Here is an 18,174-nt window from a genome sequence, read left to right as displayed (position 1 = left end):
CTCTTTTCTGATTTTATTCCAGTTGTAATTTTTTCTTTTGACCATAATGTTTTCCTCCTGAAAGGATTATGGCATTTTGGGATGGGCTTTCCAAGACGGCCGTTCTAGCTACACTTACAAAAGAACTCACTCCTGAAAAAATAGAAGAAACTTACAAAGCCCTTTCTCTAATCTTTAACTTTGAGGATCTGACCGAAGAAGATGTAAGAAATGCTCTTACGAAAAAGCAAAAAGACTTTGAAGATGCTGTTCAAATGGAAACGGCTGAAAGGGTCGGGGCTGATTTTATCATCACAAGAAATGTAAAAGACTTTATGAAGAGCCCAATACCAGCATATACTCCATTGGAATTTATGCAGCGTGTAGAATTTGATGAAGATTGATTATGAAAACGGATAGTTTACATGATAAATGTAATTATCCGTTTTTTGGCATTTATAAATATGAATCTGGCAACATAAACATTACAAATTTTGCCAATCTATTGAACTGTTCACGTACAACAATATACAAATATATTAGTTTTGAAAGAAAGCGATAATCCGATATAATGAGCTATCATATATAGGGACTTACACGATGAAAATTCAAAGATTAAAAAGCATTACTAAAAAAGATATAACATCTGCATTTAAAACCTCAGCTCCAATCATGGTTACATTTATAATTCTTGGAGCAGGTTTTGGTATTATGATGCAGCAACATGGATATGGACCACTTTGGTCGTTTTTGTCCGGAATAATTATCTTCAGTGGGACAGTTCAGTTCCTTAGTGTTTCCATGGTTGCTAGCGGATCTATTATTATGGCTACATTAACAGCTTTTATGGTGGCTGCAAGGCATATTTTCTTTAGCATTTCAATGATTGGTAGATATAAAAAGGAAGGCAAGAGAAAGTGGTATTTATACTATGCTTTGTGCGATGAAACTTATGCCATGCTTAGCCGTGATGAAATCCCATTTGAGGTGAATATTAGCAATTATAGACTGTTTGTAACACTGTTCGACCAGGCTTCCTGGATTTTAGGCTCTGTACTAGGAGGTTGTCTCGGAAAATTATTGAATTTCGATTCTACAGGAATAGATTTTTCTATGACAGCACTTTTTACCACTGTTTATATAGAACAGTGGTTAAATTCAAAATGTCACATTCCTGCAATACTTGGCGTGATGGCAACTCTTTTGTGCAGATTAATATTTGGAAGAGATTTATTTTTAATCCCTGCCATGATAATTATTATTGCAGTGCTAACAATAATGCGCGACAAAATCGAAAGAAAATGGGGAGATGAAGACAATGGATAGACATGCAATTATAGTGATGCTTGCAATGGGAATTGCTACCCTTGCTACAAGAATCCTCCCAGTACTCATATTTGGTAGAGGAAAAAAAGTACCTGATTACATCTTATATTTAGGAAAAGTAGTACCATATACCGCAATGGGACTACTGATAGTATATTGTTTCAAAGATTTATCTATAACTACAAAACCTCATGCCTTGCCAGAGCTTATTGGAATGGTAATTGTAGTTGCAAGTTATTTGTGGCGCCGAAACACTATTCTCAGTGTTGTAATTGGAACAGTAGCCTACATGATTATGGTGCAATTTATATTCTAGCACATCATATGGATCATGCGCTCTAGTTGATATGAAAGAACTTGATGAATTGGATAATCTCAAATCAAAACTTCAGCTTTTAACTAAACTGAATGAAGCTAAAGTATCAATCAAAGATGAAGGCACAATCTCCGCTGATGATTTAGAGAAGGAGCTTGGACTATAAGAATGGCAAATTATAAAATGAATTACAGAATAATTGAACCGAAAGATGATTTAATCCTAGCTGATATAATAAGAACTAATTTAAAAGCCAATAACCTAGATATACCAGGGACAGTATACTTTGATGATAACCTAAATCACCTCAGTGATTATTATCTTGCTTCTTCTAGAAGAATCTATTTTATTGCCCTTGATGACGCTGACAACATCATCGGCGGCATAGGACTGGCGGAGCTTGATTTTATGGATGATACTGCTGAGCTCCAAAAGCTATATCTAACTGATGCTGCTAAAGGTCAGGGACTTTCCTATAAACTTATGGAATTAGTTGAAAAGGCTGCTGTAGATAGAGGTTATAAGCAAATATACCTAGAAACTCATATAAATTTGATGACTGCTATTCATGTATACGAGAAATGTGGCTATAAGTTAATTGAAAAGCCTAACGAAGTAGTACACAGCTCAATGAATAGATTTTATCTTAAGGAATTAACATGAAGACAATAAAACACATTTTTGATGGTGACTTTGGTTGTGAAGAATCAACCAATAATAAGCCTACAGTATCCGTTACTCTCATAGATGAAAACGGAACCGAATCATATGTAACGGTAGAAGATGAGTGGCTTACTGCTAATAATCTTGATATAGGCGATACTTGGCCAACTGATTAGAATTCATTTATAATTCTCCAGTTTCAGGTGGAAATTTTCCTGTGAACATATATGGATCTGTTCCAACTTCCCATAAGTCTTCGGCTTCCTCATCTACACCGGCATGGCAGAAAATCTGCGTGTCGGTTTTGTAGTATCTTGGAAGCTTTTTCATCCACTTCTTATATTTTGACAAAGCTAATGGAGAAACATGATGCTCCACAGTATCTGTCTCTGTTAGAGACATTCCAAATTCTGCCACAGCTTCCTCGTGATTACCCATAAGAGCCACAACCTTTTGGTCGCCATATTGTTTCTGCAATTCTATTACTTTATCAAGTACGGCAATACTGTCTCCACCATGGATGTAGTCCCCAAGGAGGATTAGCATAGTATTGGTATCTTCTAAATCAATCAGCTTTAGAGCATTATTAAATTCATCAATACATCCGTGGATGTCACTCATGGCGTAGATTTTCATAGGACAGTTTCCTTATGTGCTGTGTGATTTTATCTATGTATTTATTATAGCATTCTGAGGAGCAAAAAGTCATTTGGGGTAAAAATGATAAAGAATGATAAAACTATACAAAAATGATAAAAAATGATAAAATTAATTTGGAATGATAAAGAATGATAAAAGGAGTATCTTATGAATCCATATACACTATTATTTGGTAAAGAGCCAACTGAGGCAATATCAAGAGCTGCACAGTCTAGTGAGATAGTAGAATCCTTCGAAGAGGGAACCCAGCAAATATACATGATTACTGGGGTGAGAGGCTCTGGGAAAACAGTTTTTATGACAGAGATCTCCAAAGAACTTAAGCAACAAGACGATTGGATTACCGTAGAATTAAATTCATCACAGGATTTATTGCATGATTTGGCTACAAGCTTGGCTAGTGAGAATAAACTTGCACAGATATTTCAGCGTGCTAATATTAATCTTTCATTTTTTGGAATAGGTCTTGAGGTTAAGGGCAGTGTTCCAATTACTAATGTACAGGTTGCTATTTCAAAAATGCTTGAGAATCTAAAAAAGCACAATAAAAAAGTTTTGATATGTATAGATGAAGTTATTTCTACAGACTATATGAAAGCATTTGCAGGAGCTTTTCAGATATTTGTTCGTCAGGATTTACCAATTTATTTATTGATGACTGGTTTATATGAAAATATAAATAACTTGCAGAATGAGAAGAATCTTACTTTTTTGTATAGGGCTCCCAAGGTGGAGTTGAAGCCTTTAAATATCAATACAATTTCAGCCAACTATCAAAAGACGTTTAAGATTGCTGAAAGTCAATCTTTAGCCATGGCAAAGCTTACAAAGGGTTACTCTTTTGCTTTTCAGGTGCTAGGTCATTTTACATGGAAAAAAGACGGTGATTATAAACAGGCTTTGCCAGATTATCAGCAGTACTTAGAAGATTACGTCTATGAAAAAATCTGGTCAGAGATGTCTGCGGGAGATAAAAAGCTGGCCTATGGAATAGCTAAAAGTGAAACGGGAAAAGCTAAAGAAATAAAAGAAGAATTGGGAATAGAAAATAATGAATATACTCCTTATAGAGATAGGCTAGTTAAACGTGGGCTTGTGGATGGTAGTGAACATGGACGATTGAAGTTTACATTACCACTTTTTGAAAGATATGTAATTAATAATTATTGATATAAAAGCTAATTCAAGAACTCTGAGAAATCGGCGTTCTTTATTCGTAAATATTACGAGTGGTGAATTGGGGTTTGGTAAGATATGGGCATCAGAAAACATGAATGGAGGTATAAAAATGCAGCAGGATAAATCTACAATATCAGAATTAATAATGGAAACCTATTTTCTTTTCATTTAAGTTATTCTCCTTCTTAGAGCTACATCATATGGTGTAGCTCTATTTTTATGTTTAAAAACATGGCATATTGCCTATCACTAGGCTTCCTTTCGATATTCCATAGGTGTCTTTCCAGTCTGTTTTTTGAAAGCAGTTTGAAACCAGCTTTGTGATGAAAATGATAATATTTCTGAAATTGATGATAGTGATAGATCTGTGAAGCGAAGTAGAGCCTCTGCCTCGTGTATTTTTTCTTTAACAATAAAACTCTTTAGTGTCATGCCTGTTTCGGATTTAAATTTTCTAGATAAATGTTCTTCTGATAAATTCACTAATTCTGCGAGTTTCTTGACAGTTATCTGTTCTCTAAAATGATTTTGAACATATATTATTACAGTTCGAATATCACGACTTGTGTTGCCAGGTATATTAACATCTCTGACCAACCTTGCATAGGCAGCGGGAATGAACATTCTTGCTGATAATTGAATTAGGGACTCAACATCAGGCGAGGACTCTATCTGGTCACTAAAAGCCCTTCCTAAAGAGTCAGTAGAACGTAATGGCACACCTGCAGACAGAGCTGCACGTTGGCTGAGAGAGTTCAAAACAATGAGTGAATTTTTAGCATATCGTAGACTTAATCTATTCATCGATTCCATAAATTGCTCTGGAATAACAAGGTTCTCAAGATTTTCAACCATGCCATGAGAAATATAAAATAGAATTCTGTCCTGAATATCTGTGTCAGTGTAGTCATGATCGTCAAAAGTAATCTCTGTTGTAATTGCATTAGTAACTTTCTCTAGCGCATTTATCTGAGTTAAGTTCGTTGAGTATTCGCTAATTGTTTTAATATCGTGTATTTCCACACCCAATAGGGATTCTATTAGAGATAAGGTAGCTTTAAATTGATGTAGGTCAGTCAATTTCATCGAAGCAAGTGTACTCGATATTGCTAAAGCAATCTCTTTTGAATAGCTGGAGCTTATCTGACCCGTAAAATGTTTCAGGGAAACAGAATTCATCTCTACAGTAGTGGCAGGCCCCAAGACGATAATCTGCTTATTTGAAAAATCTGGGATAAATCCCAATAGAAGCAGGGAATCTGTGACAAGACAACAAACTTGATTTGTAAAAGAACTAAAGTGTGTCCATTCAGGAATATCAGATAGTTTAAAAGCGCCATTAAAATTCTTATCAGGGATAAGTTTCTTACATGTCCCATCTAAATCAAATACTGAGATTGGAACTCCATATATTTGATAAATCAATTCTAATTGTGATAATAGCATTTCATATCAGCCTCCCATTGTAACTTTTTAATAATTTGCGCAGTAGGAAATTGTGCAAAAAGGGAAAAATGTAACAAATATCATAAATCTATAATACACATCAAATTAATAAAATACAATATCTGTTCATCCCAATATAATGTGTTCACAACTTAACATTTAACTAAGGAGGAAGAGGGAATATGTTTGAGAAGAGTTTTTTATTGGGGGCTGCCACAGCTGCACATCAGGTAGAAGGAAACAATATTTACAGTGATTATTGGGTTCAGGAGAATTTGGAGCACAGTATGTTTGATGAACCTTCTGGTTTGGCAGTAGATCATTATCATCATTTTGAAGATGATATAAAGCTATTAAAGGATGCTGGACTGAATGCATATCGATTTTCAGTTGAGTGGGCAAGAATACAGCCAGAGGAGGGCAAATGGGATTCTGCAGAAGTAGAGCATTACAAGGATGTCATTAAGTGCTGTGTAGAAAATGGAGTGGAACCGGTTATCACTCTAATGCACTTTACATCTCCTAAGTGGTTAATTCGTAAAGGCGGATGGGAGAATCCTGAGGTCATTGATGATTTTGCTGCATACTGCGGACGAATTGTTTCAGAATTGGGAGAAGGAATTCATTATGTTTGCACCATCAATGAAGCCAATATGCGTTATCAATTGGCTGGACTGATGAAAAGCATGATGGCTCGCATGAGTGCAAGTCGTTCTCTAGAAGAAAAACAGGCAGAAGAAGATTCGAAGGTTCAGGTTGGTATCAATTTGGATCAGAATCGTATGATGCAAGCCGCAATGGAAAGTGCACAGGCATTTGGATTTAAAGACCCAAGAGATGTTGCTGTATTTGTATCACAGTGCTCAGATGAAGGAGACCGAATTGTAATGAAAGCACACATGGCTGCGGTAAAAGCAATTCGAGAAGTTAGGCCTGATTTAAAGGTTGGAATCACATTATCATTGCATGACTTACAATCACTTGAAGAATCAAATAGTGCAGAATCAACTAAAGCAGTTGAAAGAGTATGGGATGAAGAATTACTTCATTATCTTCCAGCCATTGAAGGCGATGATTTCCTCGGCGTTCAATGTTATACGAGAAAATGCTTCGATGAGCAGGGGGAGGAACGTTTACCTGATGGAGTTAAAACAACCCAGATGGGATATGAAAACTATCCTAAAGCAATTGGAAATGTAGTTCGAAAGGTGGCAAAGTCCTTCAAAGGAGATTTAATTGTTACGGAAAATGGAATTGCAACATCAGAAGATAACGAGAGAGTAGAGTACATAAAAACTGCTACTGATGAGATTAAATCATGTATAGATGATGGATTACCAGTTAAAGGGTATTTTTATTGGTCATTACTAGACAATTTCGAATGGCAAAAGGGATTCAAGATGACCTTTGGACTTATTGGCGTTGATCGAAATGATATGAGCCGACATCCTAAGGAAAGCCTGAGATTTCTTGGAAGTCTACACTAGATACAAAATGGTAGTAAAAAGGAGCAAAAATGGAAAATCAGATTAATTACAGAAAAGCAAAGAACTGGCAAATTGCCTTATCACAAATGAATTCTGCAAACGCAATGTGTTTTTATATCTTAATGACTTACGTCAGTTATGTTGGAAATGCTGGGTATGGTATTGCAACTGCGATAATGGGCACTATTCTTACATTCAGTAGAATACTTGAGGGTGTTCTAAATCCTGTAATTGCAGTATTCGTGGATAAATTTAACACCAGATTTGGAAAGATTCGTATATTCCTTTTTGGCGGATGGCTGATTCAGTCTGCAGCGGTTTTATTGTTATTTATTTGGGGAAGTGGTAAAGGACATGGAATTATACTTTTCGTAGTAATGTATGTCATTTATTTATTTGGATACGCTATGAATAATGTTGCAGGACAAATAATGGGACCTGTAATGACAAATGATCCTGAGCAAAGACCAATGGTAGGGGTATGGGCAACTGTTTATAGTTACTTTGCGCCAATGATTATGACAATTTTAATCACAATGGTAATTCTTCCAAAGTATCAAAATACATATTCTGTTGAAATGCTTAGCACTTCGTGCATTGTAACAGTGGCAATCTCTCTTGTGTTCATTATTCTGGCTTGCATAGGTGTATCTGAGACTGACTGTCCAGAAAATTTTGAAGATGTGGCTGCAACCAATAATGAAAAGGTTTCTTTTAAAGATATGGTTTCGCTTTTATGCAAGAATAAAGCAATGCAAACCTATGTGATTTCAGCCTCTGCTGTAAAACTTGCAAATCAGGTTGGTAGTCAATCTATTGTATCAACAATGATGTTTGGAATACTGATTGGAAATATGCAGCTTTCCACATTAATCAGTGTAATTGCGATGCTTCCTTCAATCGTGTTCGCCATTATTGGAGGAAAGTATGCAGGTAAGCATGGAAGTAGAAAAGCTATTTCACTATGGTCATTTGTAAGTCTCATTGCAACAGTACTTATGGCTGTATTTTTACTGACAATTAATACGAGAACGATTACAGTTGCAGTACTTCCAACTATTGTATATTTCGTTTTAACTCTTGCTGTTAATGGAACAAAAATGGGTGTCACAGCAGCTACAACATCAATGAGTGCGGATGTAGTCGATTATGAGAAAGACCGTTCTGGAAAGTTTATTCCTGCTGTTGTTACAGCTTCCTATTCTATGATGGACCGACTTGTATCGTCATTAGCAACAGTGATTACCATGGGGTGTGTTGCTCTTATTGGTTATGAGACAACTATGCCACAGCCAAATGATCCTATGACTAATGGTATTAAGTATCTGACAGTGTTATTGCTTTATGGATTTCCAATAATAGGATGGATTATCTCAATTATATGCATGAAAATAAGCCCTCTTTCAAAGGAAAAGATGGCTGAGATTCAGGCAAAAGGCCAGAAGAAATAATAGAAAGTGAGGTAGTAGAGGGTGATTCGAGGAATACAACAGTTTCAGCTTCGAACCGTGATAGGCAATCAAAAAAAGGCACAAGACACATTGGGTAGATTGAGAGCGTCTGGCTATCAGGGGATTGAATTATGTTCATACATGATTCGCCCCATGCCATTTATCATAAGAGCCTTGACTCGTCTGGCAGGGATGCCTATGGGAAAAAGTGGCAAGCTGAACTGGAAAGAATTGATAGATGAGTCCGGTCTTAAAGTTATTAGCTTACACTCTGACTTGGGTAGCGTATTGAAAAGAACAGAGGAAGTGGCAAAAGAGGCTCATCTTTACGGAACAAAATATGTGGTTATTACAGGCATGCATCACTTTGATTATACCGATGAGAAGGCAGTTTATGACCTGGCAAATAATTTGAATGAAGCAGGAAAATTGCTAAAGAACGAAGGACTAAGTCTTTTATATCACAACCACAATTGCGAGTTCAGAAGATTAAAAAGTGGAAAGATGGCCTATGAAGTTTTGATTGAAGAGACCAATCCGGAATATGTGAATTTTGAATTTGATTCATATTGGGCTGCTGATATTGGAGTGAATCCTGAATACTGGATGGGTAAACTTGGGCAGCGAATGAAACTTTGGCATATCAATGATAGAGGCTCAAAACAGACGGGACCGCTTTCATCAATCTTAAAAACCGATAGTTGTGAGCTTGGAAAGGGAAGTATGGATTTACAAGGATTGCTTGAAATTGCAAAAGAGAATGAAGTAGAAGCGGTTGTTCTTGAAAGCCATAGAAATTGGGAACAGAAGTCACCAATAATTTCTGCTGAAATTAGTTCTCAGTTTCTAAAAGAGTATGTGAAATAAAACACCCAATGAGCGAGAGGTAACAGGAATAGATGAAAGCAATAAATTGTAAAACCGAGTATCGGAATAACCCTATAGGAATAGATGCACAGGATTTATATGTTTCATGGCAGTGTCAGGAAGGTATTATGCAGAGCGCATACCAAATAGTTGTAAAAAAAGGTAGTGAGATAATACTTGATACTGGCAAGGTAGAATCAAAGAAAATGCATGCTATTATTGCACCAGAGCATAGGTCAAGAGATAACATGTCATGGACTATCCGTTTATGGGATCAGGACGATTGCTCAGGTGAATGGGCAGATGGAGGCACATTTGAATATGGCCTGCTTAACAGTGATGACTGGTATGCCAAATGGATTGAGCCAAGTGAGGAAATTGGGTATCAATTTGATATAGGTACTCCAGATTATATGAACGCTACGGCTTTAAAAGCATGGAACGAGAAAAAGCATAAAAAAAATGAAGTGTTTCTTCCTCATAAGCCAGCATCAGTTTTTAGAAAGAAATTCTGTCTGGATTCAATGGAGAAAATAGAGACTGCAAGAGTATATGCCAGTGCTTGTGGACTCTATGAAATATACATAAATGGACAAAAAATAACTGATTATGTGCTTACACCAGGAACAGCCAATTATAAATTCGAAATACCATATCAAACATATGACGTTTCAAACTATGTTAAGACTGGAGAAAATGAAATACATATTATCTTAGGTGATGGTTGGTATCGTAGTACATCAGGTGTAGATGGTGACAGAAATTTATTTGGAGAAAAAACGGCAGTAATATGCCAGCTAGAGATTAACGGGAAAGCCATTGTGTCAACTGATAACAAATGGAAAGCATCACAAAATGGCCCTCTTAGACAGAATGATATGCAACATGGCGAGGTATATGATGCCAGAATGGAGAACTTGTCAGATGATGAGATGGCTTGGCATGAAGTGAAGGAAGTACCTATTGGGTATGAGCTTTTGAAAGCAATGGATACTGTGCCTATACTAAGAATGGAAAGGTTTGATGCAACAATCATTAAAACTCCAAAAGGAGATACAGTTCTTGATTTTGGTCAAAACCTAGCGGGACAGATTGAGCTTATAATTCCAAATGGAGCGGCAGGAGAAAAAATACGCCTGATTCATGGTGAGACATTAGACCAAAATGGAGAGTTTACACAGGAAAACTTTCAAGATAGAAAACGTCATAAAGAAGGTGGAACCTACCAGACTATTGATTATACAATGAAAGCTGGGTATAACCATTATCATGCAAACTTTACCATCATGGGATTTCGTTATGTAAAAGTAGAGACAAATGCCGATTTATCAAAAGCAGTATTCTATGCCCATGCGGTGTATTCTCAGATGATGGATACTCTTTCATTGACTACATCAAATACAGCGCTAAATCAGTTGGTAAAAAATGCAATATGGAGTCAGAAAGGAAACTTTTGTGATATTCCAACAGACTGCCCAACAAGAGAACGTGCTGGTTGGACTGGCGATGCTGGTATATTTGCATATACAGGACTACGTTTGATGGAATCAGTTCCTGTATTGAAAAAATGGTTAAGACAGTGTAGGTATACACAGCTTTCTGATGGAAGAGTAATGAACATTGCACCTCCTAACAATAAACCTGGATTTTTTGCCAAGCTATTGGCTGGATCCGTTGCGTGGGGAGACGCTATTATAATTGTGCCTTGGGAAATATATCAATTGACCGGGGATAAGCGTGTTCTCAGTGAAAACTATAGCATGATGTGCAACTGGTATTCATTCTTGAAAAAAGAGGCGCGTAAGAAAAAGCTTTTTAACAAGTCTCATTCGAAAAAGAATAGAAATTATGTAATCGAAAAGGGGATGAATTATGGCGAGTGGTGTGAGCCAGGCCGAAGCGCAGCTGAAAGCATGAAGGATGGTAACTATGATGTTGCTAATGCCTATTTTGCATATTCCGGAATGCTTATGTCAAAGATTGCCAAAATTTTAGATAGACCTGAAGCTGAAGTCAATGAGTTAATTCGCGTGTCTGAGAAAGCCAGACAAGGCTATATTGAAGTTTATACAGAAAATGGATTGATTACTACAGAACGCCAATGTCAATTAGTACGACCACTGGCTTTTGGGCTTTTACACGAAGAGGCCGACAAGCTTGCGGCAAAACAGTTAGCTGAGATGGTAAAAAGAGAAAATGGAAAGCTAAATACAGGATTTCTAACCACACCTGAAATATGCAGGCAGCTGGCGAAAAGAGGATATATAAAAGAGGCATATCAATTGCTATTGAATCCACAAATGCCAGGATGGTTATATGAGGTAAATCAAGGTGCCACAACCCTTTGGGAAAACTGGGATGGAATTCAGCCGGGAAAGGAACCAAAAGCATCTCTTAATCACTATTCTTATGGAGCTGTTGTAGGCTGGATTATGGATGGTGTATGTGGAATACACTATTGTGATGGTGAGCTGATAATACAACCTGAAATATATATAGGTGATGATGCAAATGGACTTACCTCTGCAAAAGCAACTTATGATTCACCAGCAGGAAAAATAGAAATGGGATGGGATTATATTAACGAAAAAGTTCATATTCATCTAGTTATTCCTGTAGGACTTGAAGCAAAATTAATCCTTCCTAATGGAACGCAGCAACGGGTTTTAGCCGGTGAGTATAACTATATGTGCTGACAAAATATGAATTATCAGAGGACTCTCTGAGGCAGCTTTTTGTTTTATCTTAAACTAGAAGTATCTCCATGAAAGTGTTAAACTAATACCCATTAGAGAATGAAATTGGAGAGTAATATTTAAATGGTAAAGCAAGTAGTTATTTGGAAATTGCAGGATAAATGCTTTGGTCCTAATCTTGGAACTATTAAGGCAAACATTAAAACAAAGCTAGAGGAGCTAAACGGACAAATTCCTGGCCTCGAAAGTATTGCTGTTAAGACTGAGTGCCTTAGTTCTTCAACTGGAGATATAGTATTTGAAGCAACATTCGAAAGTGAAGATGCATTTAAGAATTATCAAAAGCATGAGCTTCGTCTTGCAGCCACAAAGGATGCTATTGTACCATTTGTTGATACAACAACTCATGTAGAGTTTGAAGTATAGGCTATTTCAAAGAGAGGAGAGTAACGTCATGCCATTTATTGATTCAAAAATCACAGTACCAGTTACTAGCGAACTAAAGGAAGAAATCAAATCAGAATTAGGAAAGCTTATAACCACATTAGGGAAAACAGAGACTTATCTTATGGTAGGAATTGAAGATGCATATGATTTATGGCTTGGTGGCAAGAAGCTTGATAAAGGAGCTTATGTTTCTGTAAGCCTATATGGTAATGCACCTGCAGAATCCTACGATAAACTCACAGGACAAATCTGCGATTTATTCGAAGAAAAGCTTGGCATACCAGGCAATGCTGTATATGTAACCTATCATCCAGTAAATGATTGGGGTTGGAACGGAAGTAATTTTTAAATGACGAGAGAAGAGTGGTTTGCTCAGCTGTTTACACGGCTGGGCAATTCTAAATTTAGGACAAGTTTTAAATTAAAGCAAAAAGATATAGACTATATACATGAAAAGGGGCTAGAAACCATAAGAGCTCACGCTGCAGATTTCATAGCCAAAAGAGAAGCACCTGCAATTATTCCTAATGATGGCAAGCAAACTCCAACAAAGGGTCATCCTGTATTCGTTGCTCAGCATGCAACAGCTACCTGTTGTAGAGAGTGCATTAGAAAATGGCATAAAATGCAGCCTGGTAAGGAACTTAGCCAAATTCAGCAGGATTATTTAGTAGATGTAATCATGACTTGGATTGAAAATGAGCTTGAACGCTATGGGGAGACGAAAGAAGAAAAAGAATCGCTTTAAGGATTCATCTAAGCCTAAATAGCACTGATTGGATTAGCATGGAGGATTTTTACTATGACTTACGCAGTTAGATATCAATCACAAGGTGGCAAGACAAAAAAGGTGGCCCAAATTTTGGCAGAAACCCTGGGCGTGGAGGCATATGACCTTAACACTCCTATCACAGAGCCTGTGGACTATTTATTTTTAGGTGGTGGATTATATATAAAAAGATACAATCAAGCTATCAAAGATTATTTAGAAGGAACCAATTTATCTCTGATAGGAGAAATTGTTCCCTTTGCCACATGCAATGAATTCTCAAATGTTATAAAGCAAATCAGGAAATTTTGTAAAATCAATAATATAAAATGTGCCGAGGAAGACCTATGCATCAAATGGGTCCTAGAGGGGATGCTTGATATAGGTTTTAGAGGTGCGGAATTTACTCCTGAATTGGAGAATAGAATCAAAGAATTTGCTAAAAAGTTCCTGGCATAATTCAAGTATCAAATACGATAATATAACTCAACGATAAGGAGGCTTCAGAATGAGCGACGTAAAAACACTTGTCAACATCCGGTGGAAGCGGAATTGGAAAAACAGCTGAGAAGCTCCAGCCATCTGCACCTGGTGCCGTTGCAATTGATGCAAAGCTTGTACACTCTGTAGACGACATCTGCAATTGGTAGTAAAAAAGCACCGTATTTTAAAGGAAAGTGCTGCAAATTAACTTGTTAATTTGCAGCACTTCCTTTATAATAAAATCAAAGGAGGACGAACTATGCCAAATATAAAACCTATATCAGATTTAAGAAACTATACTGACGTCTTGAACGAAGTAGATGTTTCAAGTCGTGTGTATCTCACTCGTAATGGCAGAGGAGAGTACGCTATTTTAAAGATGGATGAGATTGATGAATTAGATAAATATAGAGCTGCATATTCACTCTTTACAAGATTAAAAAAAGCCGAGGAACGCGCTGTAACAGAAGGCTGGATAGATGAAGCAGATTTAGATAAATTGATTGGAGAGTAATAAATATTGAAGATACAATATTCACCAGAAGCAGTTGATAGGCTAAAAGATATTAAACGAATTTTGGGAATAAATACTTACAAAAATATACGTGAATCTATCAGTGGATTATCTACTGCACCTCAAAAAGGAGCTCTAGTAGAAAAATATATTGAAATACCAAATCCATATAGGTTCCTTCATGTGTCCCAGCATTATGTCTTCTATAGAATTGATGAAAATACATCTGTTGTTAAAATCACAGATATATTTAGTGAACGTGAGGATTTCTTACGTACTATGTTTGGAATAAGTCTTCGAACCCAAGAAAGCATAGATTATTGGAAAGAATAAAGCAGAGCATTACTTATTCGACTTTTTTCCATTTCACAGTTAAATTATTAGACCGTCGATGGAAAGAAGTCGAATAATATAAGGGCGCCATCATTCCGTTAAATAAATGTTTTATCGATACATAAATCAGGTCGGTTGCAATTAGATATTAAAAATTGTATCATTAGATTAAGTTAAGGTCTTAAAAATTGTGACCATATTTAACTTCTAGGCCTTAAAAAATGTATTTTTACTTCGATTTAGGTCTTAAAAATTGCGATTGACACTTTGGAGGTACGATATATGCAGCGTTTTGCGATGGATAAACTTGTTGAATGGAAAAATAGTACAAAACGAAAGCCTTTAGTTATAATGGGAGCGCGTCAAGTTGGCAAAACATGGTTAATGCAGGAATTTGGCAAACAATACTATGAAAAAGTAGCATATATATCATTCTACAACAACAATTCCATGGCTCGTGTATTTGAACAAGATTATGATATAAATAGAATTATTTCTGCAATCAATATTGAAGTAGGTTTTACTGTATCTGCTGATGATACACTGATTATATTTGACGAAATACAAAATGCCCCAAAAGCATTTGAATCTCTAAAATACTTTTATGAGAATGCACCTGAATACCATGTAATTGTGGCAGGCTCTCTTTTAGGCGTAGCCTTGCATGAAGGTATTTCGTATCCTGTTGGAAAGGTTACCACATTAAATCTTTATCCTCTTAATTTTAGAGAGTTTCTATATGCTGTTGGTGAAAACGGGTTAGCCGATGCTCTTAAAACAAAAGATTATTCTTTAATAGATAGTTTTTCAGAAAAATATATTTATCATTTAAAAAACTACATGTATGTAGGTGGCATGCCAGAAGCTGTAAACGCTTTTTTAAATAACAGTGATTACTATGCAGCTAGAGAGATTCAAAAAGAAATTATACTTCAATATAAAGGCGATTTCGGCAAGCACATTTCTTCCAATGAAGTAGTTAGAGTTAATATGGTTTGGGATGGCATCCCAATGCAATTAGCAAAGGAGAATAAAAAATTTTTCTTTGGACAAATAAAAAAAGGCTCACGTAGTAGCGAATTCGAAAAAGCCATACAGTGGTTAGTTGATAGTGGTTTAGTATATCGTGTTCATAAAGTAAATGAGCCTCATGTTCCTCTTTCTGCATACAAGGAGCTCTCATTTTTCAAACTATTCTTTGTGGATATCGGTTTGCTAGGTGCCATGAGTGAATTAGATTTACATTCGATTATAGAAGGTAATAATCTGTTTGTTGAGTTTAAAGGTGCCCTCACTGAGCAATATGTTCTTCAACAAATTATTAGCGATACTGAGTATTCGCCATATTACTATGGGACTGAATCGGCTACTTTTGAGCAAGACTTTCTTATTCAAAAAGGAATGGATGCTGTCCCAATAGAAGTAAAGGCAGAGACTAATATTCGCTCTCAAAGTTTAAAAGCATATTACGAAAAATTTCACCCTTCTACTTCTATCAGATTATCCTTACTAAATTATAAAGAGCAGGACTGGATGGTTAATATTCCACTTTATGCTGTATGTAATATGTAGTAGCTATAATAGGCTTACATGGAGATTTAATTATCTATGAGTAATGAATATCGCAACGAACAAGACATTAGAAATAATACAAAGATAAATGAACTCTTAAATGATATGCCAGAGTTCTTAGAGGATTTTCACATCCATTTGGATTCAAGGAATCGTTCTACAAACACCATCCTTGGGTATATGTATGAGATAAATGTATTCCTTAGATTCATGACAGTGGTTTTAAAAAAGGAAAATATTAAAGATATCCAGGTTACTGATTTGGATAAAATCAGAATGACCCAGATTGAAAGATATATCACTGAATCTGAAGATGGGATTAAGCTTAGTGAAACTGCTCGCCGCAGAAAGCTTTCAGTGCTCAAAACCATGTATAAGTATTACCTGGCTATTGGTGCGATCAAAAATAATCCTACACTTCTAGTGGAAGGTCCAAAACTTCATGAACGTGACGTAGTAAAGCTTAGCGATTCAGAGGTCTCAGCTTTATTAAATTGTATACAAAATCAGGATAAAATTTCAGAACACGCCAAGGCTTACAATAAACGCATGGTCGATAGAGATATGGCCATCATCATGGTGTTGCTTGGCACTGGTATGCGTGTCTCAGAGCTTGTGGGACTTAATCTTTCAGATATTGATACTACCGAAGAACACAAAGTGTATTTCAGTATCATCAGAAAAGGTGGAGATTATGATAAGGTACGTGTAATCACTCCTGTATACAATGCCGTGGCTGATTACATCGAGTTTTCTCGCCCACTACTGCTCTCTTCTACTGATGAGAATGCCCTGTTCATTTCGACCCAGGGCAAAAGGATATCCGTAAATGCGGTACAAAAAATGCTTAAAAAATACTGTAAGGCTGCCGGCCTTTCTGATAAGTACTCTCCTCACAAGATGAGAGCTACTTTTGCTACAAAGGTATACGCAGAAACAAAGGACATCTATGCAATAAAAGATGCCCTTCATCATAGCAATATTGATACCTCCAAGCATTATATTTCGGATAAGGAAGCTAGAATTGATGCTGCGGCTGAGGCGGCAAGTTCCTTCTTCAAATAGAAAGAGAATATTAGCGTTATTGAAGATGATAAAATAGTCGATTAGCCAAGCTACCTATAGTCTGCACTTACTGCCATATAAGACCGTTTGCCTGTTATATAATCATCATAAGCTGTCTCAGCATCCTTTCCATGAAACACCTTGCATAGCCCACACATATCACAGTCAGCTATACATGGAAAGGTCTTTTTTATATATTCCCTACGCTCTTCTATTGTAGATGTTGAAATATCTGGTGCCATACTTCTACCTACTTTATCTGTCTGTCCTGACGATATACTGACATGTAATCAGCATTAATCTCAGAAATCTCACGTCTTCCATCGATGTAATCCTGGTATATATCCCAAGGACTACCACCGCCTAACCAACATGAGGAACAATTCTCACAGCCACCTCCACAATCAAGAGATGATTTGATTATTTCCTCGCGCTCTTCTTTGGTTGTATCTTTGATAAGAATAGACTTCATAAAACAGCCTCCTACTATCATCCACCCTTTTCTAAAGCATACTATGTTAGTAGGTAATTGGCAAGTACCTATAATTCCTTTTCCGTGGTTTTCTCAATCTTTTCTTGAGCTTCCACAATTGTATTTTTATAAATATAAGCGTATTATGTATCACACATTTCTTTGAATCTGTCCCCTATAAAATAATCAAATCTAGATATTTCAAAGTGCACAGTAATCAGATAATATTTTCTCCAACAAAAGGAGGAGAACTTGTTATGTATAAATTTAGTGATTTTAAAAAGATTGATATGCACTCGCATATTGGAACCTGGGGTAATCCATTTAACTTTAGTGGGGATATTAATTTAGTTATTGATTTAATGGATAAATTTAATATAGAAAAGACAGTCTTATGCCCTTCTGATTCTTCTAAAAACGCAGATATTCTAGAAGCTTATGAAAAGGCG

Annotated in this window: 26 protein-coding genes; 22 read left to right on the top strand and 4 right to left on the bottom strand. The window is 36.3% G+C overall.

Annotation, left to right across the window (positions count from 1 at the left end; all coding sequences use genetic code 11):
• Positions 1–68: 68 nt before the first annotated feature.
• Genes IJ535_RS13210 through IJ535_RS13185 form a run of 7 tightly spaced genes read left to right on the top strand, consistent with a single transcriptional unit; the run spans position 69 to position 2,460 of the window.
• Positions 69–383: a PIN domain-containing protein gene (locus IJ535_RS13210; RefSeq protein ID WP_294303806.1), complete on the top strand. Its 315-nt coding sequence runs from the start codon at positions 69–71 to the stop codon at positions 381–383.
• Between the two features lie 2 nt (positions 384–385).
• Positions 386–541 carry a helix-turn-helix domain-containing protein gene (locus IJ535_RS14240; RefSeq protein WP_442961407.1) on the top strand — a complete coding sequence of 52 codons (156 nt, stop codon included), beginning with the start codon at positions 386–388 and terminating at the stop codon, positions 539–541.
• 38 nt (positions 542–579) lie between these two features.
• Positions 580–1,305 (top strand): AzlC family ABC transporter permease, encoded by a 726-nt coding sequence (locus tag IJ535_RS13205; RefSeq protein WP_294303805.1) that lies wholly within the window; start codon positions 580–582, stop codon positions 1,303–1,305.
• Complete coding sequence (locus IJ535_RS13200) at positions 1,298–1,621, top strand: branched-chain amino acid transporter permease (protein WP_294303803.1); 324 nt, start codon at positions 1,298–1,300, stop codon at positions 1,619–1,621. Before IJ535_RS13205 ends, IJ535_RS13200 begins: the two co-directional genes overlap by 8 nt.
• A 31-nt stretch (positions 1,622–1,652) precedes the next feature.
• Entirely contained in the window at positions 1,653–1,787 is a 135-nt protein-coding gene (locus tag IJ535_RS13195; protein WP_294303801.1) for a hypothetical protein, read from the top strand.
• 2 nt (positions 1,788–1,789) lie between these two features.
• Positions 1,790–2,284 carry a GNAT family N-acetyltransferase gene (locus tag IJ535_RS13190; RefSeq protein WP_294303799.1) on the top strand — a complete coding sequence of 165 codons (495 nt, stop codon included), beginning with the start codon at positions 1,790–1,792 and terminating at the stop codon, positions 2,282–2,284.
• Positions 2,281–2,460, top strand: coding sequence for a hypothetical protein (locus IJ535_RS13185; RefSeq protein WP_294303798.1), 180 nt, complete (start codon positions 2,281–2,283; stop codon positions 2,458–2,460). Before IJ535_RS13190 ends, IJ535_RS13185 begins: the two co-directional genes overlap by 4 nt.
• A 7-nt stretch (positions 2,461–2,467) precedes the next feature.
• Here IJ535_RS13185 and IJ535_RS13180 read toward each other — a convergent pair whose 3' ends face one another.
• Entirely contained in the window at positions 2,468–2,920 is a 453-nt protein-coding gene (locus tag IJ535_RS13180) for a metallophosphoesterase (RefSeq protein ID WP_294303797.1), read from the bottom strand.
• Between the two features lie 171 nt (positions 2,921–3,091).
• Here IJ535_RS13180 and IJ535_RS13175 point away from each other — a divergent pair, with 171 nt between their 5' ends.
• Positions 3,092–4,114: an ATP-binding protein gene (locus tag IJ535_RS13175; protein WP_294303795.1), complete on the top strand. Its 1,023-nt coding sequence runs from the start codon at positions 3,092–3,094 to the stop codon at positions 4,112–4,114.
• A 258-nt stretch (positions 4,115–4,372) separates the two neighbouring features.
• Here IJ535_RS13175 and IJ535_RS13170 read toward each other — a convergent pair whose 3' ends face one another.
• Positions 4,373–5,569: a helix-turn-helix transcriptional regulator gene (locus IJ535_RS13170; protein ID WP_294303793.1), complete on the bottom strand. Its 1,197-nt coding sequence runs from the start codon at positions 5,567–5,569 to the stop codon at positions 4,373–4,375.
• 182 nt (positions 5,570–5,751) lie between these two features.
• Here IJ535_RS13170 and IJ535_RS13165 point away from each other — a divergent pair, with 182 nt between their 5' ends.
• The 13 genes from IJ535_RS13165 to IJ535_RS13105 all read left to right on the top strand — a co-directional run bounded on the left by IJ535_RS13165 (position 5,752) and on the right by IJ535_RS13105 (position 17,253).
• Positions 5,752–7,056, top strand: coding sequence for a glycoside hydrolase family 1 protein (locus IJ535_RS13165; protein ID WP_294303791.1), 1,305 nt, complete (start codon positions 5,752–5,754; stop codon positions 7,054–7,056).
• 29 nt (positions 7,057–7,085) lie between these two features.
• Complete coding sequence (locus tag IJ535_RS13160; RefSeq protein ID WP_294303789.1) at positions 7,086–8,507, top strand: MFS transporter; 1,422 nt, start codon at positions 7,086–7,088, stop codon at positions 8,505–8,507.
• A gap of 57 nt (positions 8,508–8,564) precedes the next feature.
• Positions 8,565–9,374 carry a sugar phosphate isomerase/epimerase family protein gene (locus IJ535_RS13155; protein ID WP_294303787.1) on the top strand — a complete coding sequence of 270 codons (810 nt, stop codon included), beginning with the start codon at positions 8,565–8,567 and terminating at the stop codon, positions 9,372–9,374.
• A 32-nt stretch (positions 9,375–9,406) separates the two neighbouring features.
• The gene (locus IJ535_RS13150) at positions 9,407–12,070 is read left to right on the top strand and encodes a family 78 glycoside hydrolase catalytic domain (protein WP_294303786.1); all 2,664 of its coding nucleotides are present in this window, start codon (positions 9,407–9,409) and stop codon (positions 12,068–12,070) included.
• 123 nt (positions 12,071–12,193) lie between these two features.
• Positions 12,194–12,496, top strand: a complete 303-nt coding sequence (locus IJ535_RS13145) for a Dabb family protein (RefSeq protein ID WP_294303785.1) — start codon at positions 12,194–12,196, stop codon at positions 12,494–12,496.
• A 28-nt stretch (positions 12,497–12,524) separates the two neighbouring features.
• Positions 12,525–12,866 carry a phenylpyruvate tautomerase MIF-related protein gene (locus tag IJ535_RS13140; protein WP_294303783.1) on the top strand — a complete coding sequence of 114 codons (342 nt, stop codon included), beginning with the start codon at positions 12,525–12,527 and terminating at the stop codon, positions 12,864–12,866.
• Positions 12,867–13,265, top strand: a complete 399-nt coding sequence (locus IJ535_RS13135) for a DUF4186 domain-containing protein (protein WP_294303782.1) — start codon at positions 12,867–12,869, stop codon at positions 13,263–13,265.
• A gap of 54 nt (positions 13,266–13,319) precedes the next feature.
• Positions 13,320–13,745, top strand: coding sequence for a flavodoxin family protein (locus tag IJ535_RS13130; protein ID WP_294303780.1), 426 nt, complete (start codon positions 13,320–13,322; stop codon positions 13,743–13,745).
• Between the two features lie 68 nt (positions 13,746–13,813).
• Positions 13,814–13,936 carry a hypothetical protein gene (locus IJ535_RS13125; RefSeq protein ID WP_294303778.1) on the top strand — a complete coding sequence of 41 codons (123 nt, stop codon included), beginning with the start codon at positions 13,814–13,816 and terminating at the stop codon, positions 13,934–13,936.
• A gap of 92 nt (positions 13,937–14,028) precedes the next feature.
• Positions 14,029–14,283: a prevent-host-death protein gene (locus tag IJ535_RS13120; RefSeq protein ID WP_294303776.1), complete on the top strand. Its 255-nt coding sequence runs from the start codon at positions 14,029–14,031 to the stop codon at positions 14,281–14,283.
• Between the two features lie 6 nt (positions 14,284–14,289).
• On the top strand, positions 14,290–14,616 hold the full coding sequence (locus IJ535_RS13115; protein WP_294303751.1) for a type II toxin-antitoxin system RelE/ParE family toxin: 327 nt from the start codon (positions 14,290–14,292) through the stop codon (positions 14,614–14,616).
• A 282-nt stretch (positions 14,617–14,898) separates the two neighbouring features.
• Positions 14,899–16,188, top strand: coding sequence for an ATP-binding protein (locus IJ535_RS13110; RefSeq protein ID WP_294303749.1), 1,290 nt, complete (start codon positions 14,899–14,901; stop codon positions 16,186–16,188).
• 36 nt (positions 16,189–16,224) lie between these two features.
• Positions 16,225–17,253: a tyrosine-type recombinase/integrase gene (locus tag IJ535_RS13105; protein ID WP_294303747.1), complete on the top strand. Its 1,029-nt coding sequence runs from the start codon at positions 16,225–16,227 to the stop codon at positions 17,251–17,253.
• A 50-nt stretch (positions 17,254–17,303) separates the two neighbouring features.
• On the opposite strand, the gene IJ535_RS13100 is transcribed toward IJ535_RS13105, so the two are convergent.
• Entirely contained in the window at positions 17,304–17,495 is a 192-nt protein-coding gene (locus tag IJ535_RS13100) for a hypothetical protein (protein ID WP_294303745.1), read from the bottom strand.
• A gap of 8 nt (positions 17,496–17,503) precedes the next feature.
• Complete coding sequence (locus IJ535_RS13095; protein WP_294219249.1) at positions 17,504–17,725, bottom strand: hypothetical protein; 222 nt, start codon at positions 17,723–17,725, stop codon at positions 17,504–17,506.
• Positions 17,726–17,982: 257 nt separating this feature from the next.
• Between IJ535_RS13095 and IJ535_RS13090 the strand changes: the two genes are divergently transcribed.
• Positions 17,983–18,174, top strand: a 192-nt coding sequence (locus tag IJ535_RS13090) for a hypothetical protein (RefSeq protein WP_330619618.1), incomplete at its 3' end; no start/stop codon positions are given.

This window comes from Pseudobutyrivibrio sp. (genome assembly GCF_017471675.1).
In the GTDB taxonomy this organism is placed as follows: Bacteria; Bacillota; Clostridia; order Lachnospirales; family Lachnospiraceae; genus Pseudobutyrivibrio.
This window is presented reverse-complemented; position numbering and strand designations above follow the sequence as displayed.